Source organism: Amycolatopsis sp. WGS_07 (assembly GCF_045278895.1).
Lineage (GTDB): Bacteria > Actinomycetota > Actinomycetes > Mycobacteriales > Pseudonocardiaceae > Amycolatopsis.
In genome coordinates, this window is sequence record NZ_CP136053.1 from 159,569 (window position 1) to 172,444 (window position 12,876).

Annotated in this window: 13 protein-coding genes, 2 tRNA genes and 1 pseudogene; 8 read left to right on the plus strand and 8 right to left on the minus strand. The window is 68.2% G+C overall.

All coding sequences use genetic code 11. The features are described 5' to 3' along the window. Positions 1 to 16: 16 nt before the first annotated feature. The 3 genes from RPX00_RS00695 to RPX00_RS00705 all read right to left on the minus strand — a co-directional run bounded on the left by RPX00_RS00695 (position 17) and on the right by RPX00_RS00705 (position 2,331). The gene (locus tag RPX00_RS00695; protein WP_406636402.1) at positions 17 to 427 is read right to left on the minus strand and encodes a hypothetical protein; all 411 of its coding nucleotides are present in this window, start codon (positions 425 to 427) and stop codon (positions 17 to 19) included. Between the two features lie 52 nt (positions 428 to 479). Then, positions 480 to 1,196 carry a M50 family metallopeptidase gene (locus tag RPX00_RS00700; RefSeq protein WP_406636404.1) on the minus strand — a complete coding sequence of 239 codons (717 nt, stop codon included), beginning with the start codon at positions 1,194 to 1,196 and terminating at the stop codon, positions 480 to 482. A gap of 208 nt (positions 1,197 to 1,404) precedes the next feature. Then, the gene (locus tag RPX00_RS00705; protein ID WP_406636406.1) at positions 1,405 to 2,331 is read right to left on the minus strand and encodes a DNA-3-methyladenine glycosylase family protein; all 927 of its coding nucleotides are present in this window, start codon (positions 2,329 to 2,331) and stop codon (positions 1,405 to 1,407) included. A 167-nt stretch (positions 2,332 to 2,498) separates the two neighbouring features. Here RPX00_RS00705 and RPX00_RS00710 point away from each other — a divergent pair, with 167 nt between their 5' ends. From RPX00_RS00710 to RPX00_RS00725, 4 genes are all read left to right on the plus strand, one after another. Then, the gene (locus tag RPX00_RS00710; RefSeq protein WP_406636408.1) at positions 2,499 to 3,260 is read left to right on the plus strand and encodes a class I SAM-dependent methyltransferase; all 762 of its coding nucleotides are present in this window, start codon (positions 2,499 to 2,501) and stop codon (positions 3,258 to 3,260) included. Positions 3,261 to 3,297: 37 nt separating this feature from the next. Beyond that, entirely contained in the window at positions 3,298 to 4,620 is a 1,323-nt protein-coding gene (locus RPX00_RS00715; RefSeq protein WP_406636410.1) for a M20 family metallopeptidase, read from the plus strand. Between the two features lie 66 nt (positions 4,621 to 4,686). Further along, positions 4,687 to 5,052, plus strand: coding sequence for a hypothetical protein (locus RPX00_RS00720; protein WP_406636411.1), 366 nt, complete (start codon positions 4,687 to 4,689; stop codon positions 5,050 to 5,052). 501 nt (positions 5,053 to 5,553) lie between these two features. Then, complete coding sequence (locus RPX00_RS00725; RefSeq protein WP_406642722.1) at positions 5,554 to 6,513, plus strand: S1C family serine protease; 960 nt, start codon at positions 5,554 to 5,556, stop codon at positions 6,511 to 6,513. Between the two features lie 105 nt (positions 6,514 to 6,618). On the opposite strand, the gene RPX00_RS00730 is transcribed toward RPX00_RS00725, so the two are convergent. Next, on the minus strand, positions 6,619 to 7,005 hold the full coding sequence (locus tag RPX00_RS00730; RefSeq protein WP_406636413.1) for a DUF3224 domain-containing protein: 387 nt from the start codon (positions 7,003 to 7,005) through the stop codon (positions 6,619 to 6,621). A 76-nt stretch (positions 7,006 to 7,081) separates the two neighbouring features. Next, the gene (locus RPX00_RS00735; protein ID WP_406636415.1) at positions 7,082 to 8,623 is read right to left on the minus strand and encodes a helicase HerA-like domain-containing protein; all 1,542 of its coding nucleotides are present in this window, start codon (positions 8,621 to 8,623) and stop codon (positions 7,082 to 7,084) included. A 118-nt stretch (positions 8,624 to 8,741) separates the two neighbouring features. Here RPX00_RS00735 and orn point away from each other — a divergent pair, with 118 nt between their 5' ends. The 3 genes from orn (at position 8,742) to RPX00_RS00750 (ending at position 9,846) form a co-directional block, all read left to right on the plus strand. Next, positions 8,742 to 9,350 carry an oligoribonuclease gene (gene orn, locus RPX00_RS00740; protein WP_406636417.1) on the plus strand — a complete coding sequence of 203 codons (609 nt, stop codon included), beginning with the start codon at positions 8,742 to 8,744 and terminating at the stop codon, positions 9,348 to 9,350. Positions 9,351 to 9,425: 75 nt separating this feature from the next. Then, positions 9,426 to 9,498: transfer RNA gene (locus tag RPX00_RS00745), tRNA-His, on the plus strand. A 275-nt stretch (positions 9,499 to 9,773) separates the two neighbouring features. Next, positions 9,774 to 9,846, plus strand: a tRNA-Lys gene (locus tag RPX00_RS00750). A gap of 233 nt (positions 9,847 to 10,079) precedes the next feature. Here the strand turns inward: RPX00_RS00750 and RPX00_RS00755 are convergent. Together RPX00_RS00755 and RPX00_RS00760 are read right to left on the minus strand one after the other, a co-directional pair. Beyond that, positions 10,080 to 10,196: pseudogene (locus tag RPX00_RS00755) on the minus strand (hypothetical protein); the annotation flags it as partial. A 401-nt stretch (positions 10,197 to 10,597) separates the two neighbouring features. Beyond that, the gene (locus tag RPX00_RS00760; protein WP_406636419.1) at positions 10,598 to 10,921 is read right to left on the minus strand and encodes a hypothetical protein; all 324 of its coding nucleotides are present in this window, start codon (positions 10,919 to 10,921) and stop codon (positions 10,598 to 10,600) included. Positions 10,922 to 11,255: 334 nt separating this feature from the next. Between RPX00_RS00760 and RPX00_RS00765 the strand changes: the two genes are divergently transcribed. Then, positions 11,256 to 11,930 carry a HEPN domain-containing protein gene (locus RPX00_RS00765; RefSeq protein WP_406636421.1) on the plus strand — a complete coding sequence of 225 codons (675 nt, stop codon included), beginning with the start codon at positions 11,256 to 11,258 and terminating at the stop codon, positions 11,928 to 11,930. A gap of 132 nt (positions 11,931 to 12,062) precedes the next feature. Here RPX00_RS00765 and RPX00_RS00770 read toward each other — a convergent pair whose 3' ends face one another. Continuing rightward, the gene (locus RPX00_RS00770; RefSeq protein WP_406636423.1) at positions 12,063 to 12,494 is read right to left on the minus strand and encodes a hypothetical protein; all 432 of its coding nucleotides are present in this window, start codon (positions 12,492 to 12,494) and stop codon (positions 12,063 to 12,065) included. Between the last annotated feature and the right edge of the window lie 382 nt (positions 12,495 to 12,876).

Sequence of the window (12,876 nt, forward strand, 5' to 3'; positions counted from 1 at the left end):
GTCTCCCTCCGGCGGCTCAGCAGACGTCCAGTCTGCCGTACCGCCCACATGGGAAGACGACGGGCTCAGCCCTCGGGACACCCACGGTGCCGCTCACCTGGTCGACAACGCCGTCGACCACCTGGTCGGCAACACCGCTGCTCAGCTGGTCGACGACGCCGCTCAGCCGGTCGGCAGCACCGCCGCTCACCTGGCCCGGACGACGTCCGCCGCTCACGACCACCGCGCCTGGCCGCGACCGGCCAGCGACCGCCAGCCACCGACCAGACCAGCAGACAAGCCGCGACACCTCCAGCCCCAGCGAGGAGCCGAGGAGCCGAGGAGCCAGCCCAACCGTCCACAGCGTCCGCTGCAACCGAACGTCCACAAACGTCGCCACCGAACCATCACCGGCTCCGCCGCACCCCAGCCGCACCGCGCCCGTCACGCCGCACAATCCAGCCACCAGCCCGCCGCACCGCAAGCCAGCGGCGGCCAAGTCACAACGCCAACGGCTGCAGCAACCACAACCCGCCAGCGATGACACAGCTCACCGTGAGCACGCCGAACACCAGCACCCACAGCACCGCGGGCACAGCGGTCAACCGGCTCAGCTGGTCGGCGTCGGAGTCCCGTGCCTGGCCACGTCGCCGCTTGAGCTGGAGTTCCACCACCGGCCGGACACCGCCGAACAGCAGAAACCAGGTCAGCAGATACACGAACGGCGCCTGCACCACCTTCGGCGCGACCAGAGCCACCAGCCCGAGCACAACGGCGCTCGCCACCACCGTGAACACGCCGTAGGCGTTGCGCACCATGATCAGCACGCCCAGCAGCAGCAACGCGACCAGCACGAGCACCGCGGTGATCAGGTCCGCCCCGACCAGCGTCGCGAACAGCAGTCCCAGGACCGACGGGGCGACGTACCCGGCCAAGGCCGTGAACGCCATGCCCGGCCCCTCGGGCTTGCCGCGCGACACGGTGACCCCGGAGGTGTCCGAGTGCAGCCGGATCGACCGCAGCCGCCGCCCGACCGTCACCGCGGCCAGCGCGTGACCGGCCTCGTGCACGATCGTGATGACGTTGCGGGCGAACCGCCACGGCGTCCCGCCGGCAAGCACCACCAGCAGGGCAATCCCGCCGGTGACCAACGTGATGACGCCCGGCGTGTTCGCCTGCTCCAGCGCCGCACCGACTGTCCCAGCGCCCGCTGCCATGGCCACACCAGAGATTTCTCCGGTGCCCGGTCGAGCACTGAGCACAGTCGAGACGGCGAGTACAGGCGTAATCACGCGGACACCTCACCACAGGCCCTATTTGGCCGCTGTGAGTGCCCAGGCGACAACCGTCGACCGCGGTTCGATATAGGGCGCGGCCTCACTCCATAACGTCTCCCTCCTGCCGGTCCTTGACGTCAGCCGCCGCTCAGTCCGCCACCTCGCCTTCCGCCGTCTTCCTCAGCCGATCGAGCCGGAAAAGATGCGCGACCCACGACCGATACGGACGCCAGTCCTCAGCCAGCGGCTCAAGCTCGTCCGGTGGCGTATCGGGCGGCAATGCGTACTCCTCGCACAGCCTCTGGTGCAGCTGAGTGTCCAGCCGGGGGAAGAGATCGGGATGTCCCGCACCGTGCACCAGGATCTGCTCGGCGGAGAACGCCCCGATGCCCGGAATCGCGCAAAGCCGCGTGATCGCGTCGGAGATCGGCATCTCCAGCAGCTCTGCGGTATCCAGCCTGCCGTCGATCGCTGCCCGGGCGACAGCTCGGAGCCGCGCGAGCCGGAACGGTCCGACCGACGGCTCGTCCCCCAGTTCGGCCAGGATCTGCGGCGAGGGAAAGGAAAACGGCCCGTCCTCGCCGACCTGACGCCCGTGCCGAACCGCGAGCTGCTCGCGGAACCGCATCGCCTGCAGCGTGCGCATCCCTTGGGTGAGCACCGCCCAGCAGGCTGCTTCATACAGCGACGGAGACAACACCGGGCGCGCTCCGCTGTGGCGGGCGTGCAACCGCCGGACCACCGAATCGCGGCTTGCGATCTCGGCGAAACCGGACTCGTCGACATCGAGCGAGAGCATCCGGCTCACCTGCGCGACCACCCGCGCGGCGATCTCCACCGGCGCCGCCACGCCAACTTCGACCGTGCCAGGGGATCTCTGCCGGATCGCGGCTCCGGCATGGGTCCAGGTCCCTTCCACCGGGAACGCCAAGCGCAGCACGCCCGGCTCGATCGCGAAGGACCCCGCCGGCCCGGCCGCGGCGAGCCACTGCGACGCGGCGCTCAGGTCGAAGGCCCCGTGCACGGCGATTTCGCCGGTGGGCAGGTCGATCGGACGCAGGATCGGTGCGGTCATCAGAGTGCCCCTCCTCGCTGGTCTCCGCGGGTCGGAGACCGTGCGGACGACGTTAGGAACAGGCACCGACAATGCCGGGGCTCGAACGCTTGATCGGACAGATCTTCACTCGAACGAGCTAACGGCTCATGCCGCATACTGCCGGTATCCCCACCGAGAGGACCCCCGTGCCCCACCACAGCACTCAGCAGCGGCTCACCGATCTGCTCAGCGAGCCGGCCACGACGGTCGACGGCTTCCTCGACACGCTCGGCGACGCCGCCCAAGCCGGCCCGCCCACTGGACTCACTCAGCGGCTCATGCGCACCACCCTGCTGCCGCAGGTCTACGAACGCTACTGGCGGCCGGTGCTCGGCCGAGCCCTCAAAGGCCCCAGCGGCCCGAGCATGGCCGGCGAGGTCGAACTCGCCGCCGAACGTCTCGCACTGCGGCCGGGCCAGGTGGTGCTCGACGTCGCATGCGGGACCGGGCGGTTCACGCGCGCGTTCGGGGACGCCGTGGGGCCAGGCGGTCTCGCGATCGGCCTCGACGGCGCGCGCAGCATGCTCGAGCGCGCCGTCGAGGAAACCGATTCGCCGACCGTGACTTACCTTCGCGCCGACGCGGTCGAACCTCCCCTGCGATCGTCCACTGTGGACGCTATTTGCTGTTTCGCCGCGTTGCACATGTTCGCCGAGCCGGAACGCGCGCTCGATTCGTTCGCCCGGATTCTTCGCCCCGGCGGCCGGATCGTCCTGCTCACCAGCGCCCGGCGAGACTGCCAGCTGGCCAGGATTGCCGACACCGCAGGAGGAATCGCGAGCGGACAGCGCATGTTCGATCGCGGGGAGATCGCGGCCAGCTTGCGCGCGCGTGGCTTCGACGAGGTGCGCGAGAAGTACTTCGGCGTCGCCCAACTGGTGTCTGGCCGGCTTTCTGACGTGCAGTGATCCATTTTTGTCGGGGTTCGGCGATAGCATTCCCCGCATGACCCACGCCGCTCCCGTCCCGCCCGACGACAGCCACCTCCGTTCCCTCATCGAAGCCACCGCCGAAGCCGTGGCCGCCGCCGAACCGCTCGGCTCCGACCACGCCGGAGCCGACGCGGAAACCCGTGCCGCGGTTGAAGAAGAAGTCCGCTCCCGAGCCGACGAACTCGTCGCGCTCAGCCAGGATCTGCACGCACATCCGGAAGAAGGGTTCGCCGAACACCGGTCAGTCGGCGCGCTCGCCGAACTGCTGCGGGCCCACGGCCACGACGTCACCGTCGGTCTCGGCGGACTGGATACCGCGCTGCGCACCGGAACCCCGGACAACAACGGGCCGCACATCGCGGTCCTGTCCGAGTACGACGCGCTGCCGGGGTTGGGGCACGGCTGCGGGCACAACGTCATCTGCACTGCCGGAGCGGGCGGGTTCCTCGGCGCGGCGGCTGTGGCCGAACGGCTCGGCGGTCGTGTGTCGCTGGTGGGCACACCCGCGGAGGAAGGCGGTGGCGGCAAGGAAACGCTCGCGCGGGCAGGGGTCTTCGACGACGTCGACGCAGTGATCATGCTGCACCCGTTCAGCCATGACATCGCGCTGCACCCCTTCCTCGGCAGGCGGCAGCTGGAGATGGTGTTCCACGGCGTCGGCGCACACGCTTCTGCGCAGCCGTTCATGGGGCGCAATGCGCTCGACGCGGCGGTAGCGGCTTATCAGGGAGTGTCCGCGCTGCGGCAACAACTGCCGTCGAGCGACCGAGTGCACGGCATCTTCACCGACGGCGGCGCGCGGCCGAACGTCATCCCCGCTCGGGCGGCTCTGCTGTTCTATCTGCGGTCGGCGAATCCGGAGACGCTGCGCGACCTGGCCAGCCGGATGACCTCGATCGCCCACGGCGCAGCCGAAATGACCGGCTGCGGCGTGGAATTGCACTGGGACGCACAGCCGGCGTACCTGCCGATCCGGTTCAACACCACACTGGCCGGCCGATGGTCGGTCAATCAGCTCGGCACCGGACGGAAACCGCTGCCGCCGGGCATCGTGCCGGAGTTCCTGACCGGGAGCACGGATCTCGGGAACCTGTCCTTCCGGATGCCGGCGCTGCACCCGATGATCGCGGTGTCCGGGCCGACAGTCGCGTTGCATACCAAGGAATTCGCCGAAGCTGCTGGGTCACCGACGGGTGATCAGGCGGTAGTCGACGGTGCGCTGGGCCTGGCGCTGACTGCCGCCGATTATCTCGCCGACGCGGACCTGCGCAAAGCCGTGCACGACGAGTTCGAGGCATCGGGAGGGGCGCTGGACGTACCGAGTTTCTTCGACTGACCGGTGCCGGGAGAAGGAGGATGGCTGTGATCGAGAGGATGGAGAGGAGGTGCGTCGCCGGGATCGATGGGGCGAGCCGACAGCTGCGGCCGCAAGGGCAGTGAAGTGCTGGCAGCGCTCAGGTTGCACGGCACGGCACGGCACGGCACGGCACGGCACGGCACGGCACGGCACGGCACGGCACGGCACGGCACGGCACGGCACGGCACGGCACGGCACGGCACGGCACGGCACGGCACGGCACGGCACGGCACGGCACGGCACGGCACGGCACGGCACGGCACGGCACGGCACGGCACGGCACGGCACGGCACGGCACGGCACGGCACGGCACGGCACGGCACGGCACGGCACGGCACGGCACGGCACGGCACGGCACGGCACGGCACGGCACGGCACGGCACGGCACGGACGAGGATGCGCTCTTCCTGAGAATGGCTGAGAATTCTCAGCTGATTCTTCTCAGGAAAGCCTGAGGGTTTTCCACAGCCTGTTCATAAGCACGGGCGCGAGTCTTGGTTCATGACCGAGAACGAGAGCCGGCCCGGCCCCGCTACCACCGGTGGGCACCAGCCGCACCAGAGCAGTGAGCAGTACGGCCAGTACTGGGCCGGGTCGAGTCCGTTCGCCGCTGGGCGGGGACGTCCGGGCGATGCCGGAAGCGGTGCCGCTGGGCAAGCCGGGATGCCGGTGGGCGGTGGAGTCCCGGATCGCGGCAGGATCCCGGGCCACGGCGGGGCTTCGGCTGGCAGCGGCATCCCGGCTAGCGGCGGGGTCCCGGCTGGCAACAACGTCCCTGCTGACGGCGGCGTCCCAGCTGGCGGCAGAGTCCCGGCCAGCAACACTGTCCCGACTGGCGGCGGGATCCCATCGGGCAACAGCGACCTAGCTGGCAACGGCATCCGGACTGACGGCGGCATCCCAGGTGGCAGCATCCCGGCTGGCGGGCCGAACACCGCTCCCCTGCCGAACCAGCACACCGCGCCCCATCAGCCCGGCACCCCGCACTACGGACCAATGCCGCAGCCCCCGCAACCGCCCGCGGCTCTCGCTGGTCCGCGGAAGCGGACCGGACGACTGACTGCCCTCGTGGGAGCCACCGCGCTCGCCGCTGCTCTTCTCGGCGGCGGGGCTGGTGCGGCGATCGTCGGGCTGACCGGCGGTTCCAGCGCGTCCTCGAGCACCGCGTCGTCCTCGGCTACCGGGCAGACCATCAGCAACACCACGGCCTCCGGAGACGTCAGTACGGTCGCCGCGAAGGTGGTGCCCAGTGTTGTGCAGGTGAACGTCACGACCGGGCGGGGCACGGCGATCGGGTCGGGAGTCATCCTCACCGCCGACGGCCGGATTCTCACCAACGCGCACGTCGTGCAGGGCGCGCAGACGGTCACGATCACGACGTCGGACGGCAAGAAGTACCAGGCCAAGGTCATCGGTTCGGACACCAAGAGCGACATCGCGGTGCTGCAGGCGCAGGGAGCGAGCGGACTGACCGCCGCGACGCTCGGCGATTCGAGCAAGCTTTCCGTCGGGCAGCAGGTCATCGCGATCGGGTCGCCGGGCGGGCTGCAGAACACCGTCACCACCGGCATCGTCAGCGCGCTCAACCGGCCGCTTTCCGACGTCGGGGGCGGCGACGGCGGCCAGCAGGACTCGCCCTTCGGCAGGCAGACGTCGAACGTCACGTCCGGGCCCAGCTACACCGCGATCCAGACCGACGCCTCGATCAACCAGGGCAACTCGGGCGGCGCGCTCGTCGACGGTCAGGGCCAGGTGATCGGCATCAACTCCGCGCTCTACAGCCCGAGCGCGTCCGCGGGCAGCGTCGGGATCGGTTTCGCCATCCCGATCAACGACGCCAAGAAGATCGTCGACCAGATCGTGAACGGCTGACCGGATCCACGGAGGCGGACCGCGGTCGGGGCGGCCCGCCTCCGGGGCAGTGCGGGAAACCTGGCCGCTCTCTCCGGGAATTCGGGGTCCGGAGAGAGCGGCTTTCTACGCGTCCGGCAGCTCGTAGGCCAGCGTGAACGTGTGCTTGCCCGCCTCGTCCACGGCGATGTCGGCGGTCCCGGAGATGCCCGCCAGCTCATCCGTGCCCGAGCCGGGAAGCAGGACCAGCGACAGACCCTCGTCACCGGCCGTGTGTCGGAGGACGAAGCTGCCCTTCCGTCCGTCGACTGAGCCGGCGAACCGCTCGAATGCGACGTACGCGCGCGACGTCTCGTTCGACGCCGTCAGCATCTCGACCCGGCTGGTCCCCTCGACCGCGCCGGTGAACGTCTTCTCGATCAGCACCTGCGCGAACGCCGTGCCACCGGCCTCGTCCTGCGCCTGCGGCTCCCACTTGTCCAGCTCGAACGCGGCGACGGCGGTCCTGGTCATGCTGTTGCTCCTGGATAGTCAGAAACTCGGTCCAGGACAGTCAACCGCCGATACCTGCCATCTCCTGTCAGGTATCTCAACGCCGCCGGTTGCCGAACAGCCCGCGCGTGAACTCGCGCCCGAGCGAACTCGCCGCCGAGCGCATGAACGACTTCACCGCCGGGTTGCTCAACGCCTGCGCGAGCAACCCCGGCTCTTCCTTCTCCGCCTTGGGCGCGGCCGGAGCCTCGGGTTCCGCGGCCGGCGCGGAAGGCTCGGCGGCGGGCACGGCCTTGGCTGCCAGCTTCTCGTACGCCGACTCCCGGTCGATCGTCTCGCCGTACTTCGCGTTCAGCTCCGACGACGCGACCGCCGCGCGGATCGCGTCCGCCCCGATCGATCTCATCTTCGACCGCGGCGCACGCAGCCGCGTCCACGCGACCGGCGTCGGTGCCCCGCGCTCGGACAGCACGGTCACGATCGCCTCGCCGATCCCCAGCGACGTCAACGCCGTCTCGAGGTCGTAGTGCGGCGACTTCGGATACGTCTTAACGGTGCGCGCCAACGCTTTCTGGTCGTCCGGCGTGAACGCGCGCAACGCGTGCTGCACCCGGGCGCCGAGCTGGGACAGCACGTTGTTCGGGATGTCCGTGGGCAGCTGCGTGCAGAAGAACACGCCGACGCCCTTCGACCGGATGAGCTTCACCGTCTGCTCGATCCGCTCCAGGAACGCCTTCGACGCGTCGGAGAACAGCAGGTGCGCCTCGTCGAAGAAGAACACCAGCTTCGGCTGGTCGAGGTCGCCCTCCTCGGGCAGCTCCTCGAACAGCTCGGCCAGCAGCCACATCAGGAACGTGGAGAACAGCGCTGGCTTGGACTGCAGGTTGTCCAGCTCCAGCAGGGTGATGACGCCTTTGCCGTCCTGCTGGCGCATCAGGTCGTGGACGTCCAGCTCCGGCTCGCCGAAGAACTCCTCGCCGCCCTGAGCCTCCAGATTGGACAGAGCACGCAGGATGACGCCCGCCGTCGCCGCGGACACCCCGCCGATGCCCTTGAGGTCTTCCTTGCCCTCGTCACTGGTCAGGTGCGTGATGACGGACCGGAGATCCTTCGTGTCCAGCAGGGCGAGACCGCGCTGGTCAGCCCAGTGGAAGATCAGGCCGAGCGTCGATTCCTGGGTCTCGTTCAGCCCGAGCACCTTCGACAGCAGGACCGGGCCGAAGCTGGTGATCGTCGCGCGCACCGGAATCCCGGTGCCGCTGGTGCCGAGCGACAAGAACTGCACCGGACCCGCCGCCGGCGCCCAGTCATCACCGAGTTCCGCGGACCGTTTCGCGGTGCGGTCGCTCGCCTCGCCAGGCGCGGACAGCCCGGACAGATCGCCTTTGACGTCGGCCAGCACGACCGGAACCCCGGCTGCGGACAGCTGTTCGGAGATCAACTGAAGCGTCTTGGTCTTGCCGGTACCGGTCGCGCCCGCGACCAGACCATGCCGGTTCAAGGTCGCCAACGGCAGCCGGACCGCGGCCGACGCTTCGGTCTTCCCGTCGATCACGACGGCGCCCAGTTCGACCGCCGCCCCGTCGCTCACGTATCCCTGCGCGATCTCCGCCGCTGGTCCCGACGCTTGCTCGGCCACTGGCCGCACCCCGTTCCGAGTCCGAAATCACACCTCGCTGCACTGGCTGACCGAGCGTAACGCGCCGGAAGCGCAGGTGACGCCGCTGATATCCCCGTGTCGGGTTAGGGTGGTGCGGGTGAACGACCATCTTGTCTGGATCGACTGCGAGATGACGGGGCTGGACCTCGGCAAGGACGCGTTGATCGAAATAGCCGCGCTGGTGACCGACGCCGACCTGAACGTGCTGGGCGAGGGCGTCGACATCGTCATCCACGCCGACGACGCCAAGCTCGACGGCATGCCGCAGGTCGTCCACGACATGCACGCCAAGTCCGGCCTCACCGACGAAGTCCGCGCCTCGACGACCACGCTGGCCGAGGCCGAGCAGCGCGTGCTGGAGTACATCCGCGAATGGGTGCCGGACCCGGCCAGCGCGCCGCTGGCGGGCAACTCGATCGCCACCGACCGCGGCTTCATCGCCCGCGACATGCCGGAACTCGACAACCACCTGCACTACCGGATGGTCGACGTTTCGTCGGTAAAGGAACTCGTGCGCCGCTGGTACCCGCGGATCTACTACGCCAAGCCGGAGAAAGGCCTGGCCCACCGCGCGCTCGCGGACATCAGGGAGTCCGTCGGCGAACTCGAGTACTACCGCTCGATCGCCTTCGTCCCCCAGCCCGGCCCGACGAGCGACGAGGCCAAGGCCGCCGCCGCCGAAGTGCTGGAACGCCACCGAGGGTGACCCCCTGAAAAGCGCTCGCGGGCACCCGCTAGGATTGCTTCCAGCAAGGCGATCGCGAGATCTTTTTGCCAGATGGTGGCTATAGCTCAGCTGGTAGAGCACCTGGTTGTGGTCCAGGAGGTCGCGGGTTCGAGCCCCGTTAGCCACCCTTGCACCCCGGCTTCACCGAGATCATTCGGCGGAGCCGGGGTTTTTGTCATTTCCGGGGTTAGACTGCTGGTGTCGCGCAGGTCACGAAGGCTTCGCACCCGCCCGGGCACCTCCTATGGCAGGGTCGCTGGCCCGGGTTCACGGCGGGTTACCGTCGCTGACCTGGGCTGTTGCCCCGGCGCACCGGAAAGGGGACCCCCTGGAACGGGGCCTGAACGCCCTGCTAATCTTTTCCACGTCGCCGAGGGAAACCACAGCGGCGGGAAGCACCAAGCGCCATTAGCTCAATTGGCAGAGCAGCTGGCTCTTAACCAGCGGGTTCGGGGTTCGAGTCCCTGATGGCGCACCCTCACTCCCCAGGTTATCGGAAACGTTAACCTGGGGTTTTTGGTTTTCTGGAAGGATTTCTTCCGGTTCCGGACTGTCCATTGTGGTCGTCGGCGAGCCCGAGACTTCGCGTCTGCTGCCGCGGGACGATCGCCGCCGTCGCTTCCCCGCCGAGAACGCCACTTGAGGCAGGACGGTGGAGTAGGTGTTGGCGGTGACGGTGATCGAGGAGCGCCGCAGCATCCGCTGCACCACCTTCATCTCTACCCCTGCAGCGAGCGCCGGTGTCGCCGCGCCGTGGCGCATATCGTGCAACCGGATCGGCGGCAACCCGGCCAGCCGGCACAACTCGTAGAACACGTCGGTCACATGCGCGGGATGCAGCGGACTGCCGTCCCACTGAGTGAAGGCCAGGTCGTAGTCCCTTCCACTGCATTCCTACGCGCTCTCGTTCCGCGTCCTGCACGGCCAGACGCCGCGCCAGCACCAGGGCGGTGTCCTGGTCGATCGCGACCGCGTTCACCGACTCGTTCGTCTTCGGCGGAGTCTCGCCGGTTCCCAGCCCCACTGCACGATCTGGTTCGACGCCCGAACCTCCCCGGCGGCGAGATCGATCTCCGAGCGCCGCTTCCCACACGCCTCGCCCCGCCCCGCCGCAACCCGATATGCGCCGCCACGTCGAGAAAACGACCGGTCTGCTCCGGCAGTCCACACCAACGGCGTCCACCGCAAGCTCCATCAGCGGCGCCACGTTCACCGCCAGCAGACCCTCATTGGCCGGACGGTTCAGGCACGTCTTCAGCGTCCCGTTGATCCAGTGGATCGACGACGGGCCGACCGGACGCTGCCATTTCACCGCCGCGACCTTTCGCAGGGTCACCGCTGGCCCGGTAGACCGCGATCAGCTCGTTGTGCTCCTCGATCGCGTCGTACATCGCGTCCAGATGCCGCACCCGCAACTTCCGCGTCGCACCTGCCCCAGATACAACCGCACATGCGACTCGTACGACCGGATACGTGTTGCGCGAAACCTTTCGCTTCTTCGCCGCCAGGAACCCCGCGAACTCCTCGGCCGTCAACAGGTCATCGGTCACATCCGCGCGCGCCCGGACAAGTCGTCGCGTCTCGTCGACGTCCGGGAACTTCTCGCGATCAGCGACATCAGCAGCGTCGTTTCCCGCGCGGCGGGGGTGTGGTCCCGGCACGACCGGCTACACCACACTGGGCTGTCGTGTCTTCCCCGCACGAGCGGGGTGGCTGAGTTGTCCGCGCCGGGGCAATGTCACGATAGACATGATCACGACGGGTAGCTCACAAGCTGCGATCGCGCAGCATCTCCGGAATGCCGTGGTTTCCATGTAACGAGCCCGACTGCAGCGACGTCTGTCTTCCCGTAGGGACATTGAACAACGAAGGTCGGTAATCGGGATGGCCAGTCATGCGCGGCTCGCTTTCACCCGGAACTGCGGCGACATCGACCGGCTCCTGGCAATTCACACAGAACAGGCCGGTGACGGTCCCGGCCGCAAATGGCAGGTAGAGGCCCTTCACAAGTCCGCCATCGTACTGCTGACCGCATTCTGGGAAGCCTTCTGCGAAGACCTGGCCGCAGAAGCCCTACAACACCTCGTCAAACACGCCGACGACGTTGTCACATTGCCCAAAGCGCTGCGCCAGCGCGTCGCGAAGGAGTTGAAAGAAAACAAAAACGAACTCGCGCTCTGGGGGCTCGCGGGCAACGGCTGGAGAGATGTCCTAACCGACCGCCTCGACCGACTGCAAGAAACGCGGAACCGTGCTCTCAACACCCCCAAGACCAGGCAGATCAACCAGCTTTTCGATGAGACCGTCGGCATCGAAGGAGTCTCCAGCAGCTGGTACTGGCCCGGAATGAGCGCTCAGCGCGCCGGAGCCAAACTCGACGAGTACATCGTCCTCCGAGGCGCTGTCGCACACCGAGGCGCTGCAGCCGACAGCATCAAGAAAAGCCACGTCACCGCCTACTACACGCACGTAAAACGTCTTATCGGCCGCACCGACTCCCACGTTGCAACAAACATCGAAAGGGTCTCGGGAGTGGAACCGTGGCCCGACGGCGCGTGACCACGGGACGGACGAGCCGCCCTGGAATGCAGAGCAGCACATCACCGACTTGGGCACTGGCAGGACGACCAGCAGCAACGCGAACCGCCTCAGCGCCTGACCGACTGCGGGTGCCGAGCAACTGCGTCGGTGCTACTGATCGGGATCCTGTTCGGACACCCAGGTGTCCAGTTCAGTGAGGACTTCAGCCGGAGTGCGGCCCGTAGCGGCTGCCAGGTCCTCCAGCAGTTTCTTCTCCAGGGCCACGTGTGCTGCGACGGTCGTGGTAAGGACCCGGTTGCTGGTCTCGCTGAGGACACCGACGACATCTGCGACCAGCGCGCCTACCGCCTGTCCGAGATCGGTGCCGCTCCGAGCCGCTTTGCGGAACGATTCCCCTGCTCTGCGCGCAACCGGTTCGACTACGTCCTTGGGGAACCCGGCCTGGAGCGTGCCATAGATCGTCCGCCATTGGTCCAGGTCGTCCGTGTTGTCTGTGGCGATTGCGCGCAGCAGCTCCGCAGCCGCATGCACGGAGTAGCTGAACTCGGGAGCGCTCGCCGCGCGGGCGTCATCTTCTGGCACGCCACGAGCGTACGGGCGGGAACAGCGACCGGAACGTTCACCCTTTATGTCACGGTGTATCTGCGTTGTCAGCCGAACCGACGCGGGCACCAAGAGGGAACGGCCGACGCGCCGTGATCACCGCCCGGGTCGCCCCAGCCCCCGCTGCTGGATGCTGTTGCTATCGACGTTGTGGTCGAAAAGGAGCGAAGACGCTTCGTTCGTGCGCGCGAGCGGGGTGGTCCTCCGAGCCGCTCGTCGAGCGTCTGCAGCTTCGCGCGTGCTCCCCGCGCGAGCGGGAGTGATCCGCCCGAACCATCCGGGTCTGAGCCGGATGGTTCGTCTTCGCGCACGGCGACACTGAAATGCCTCCCGCACCCGCAGCGCGCCAGCACCGGCGATG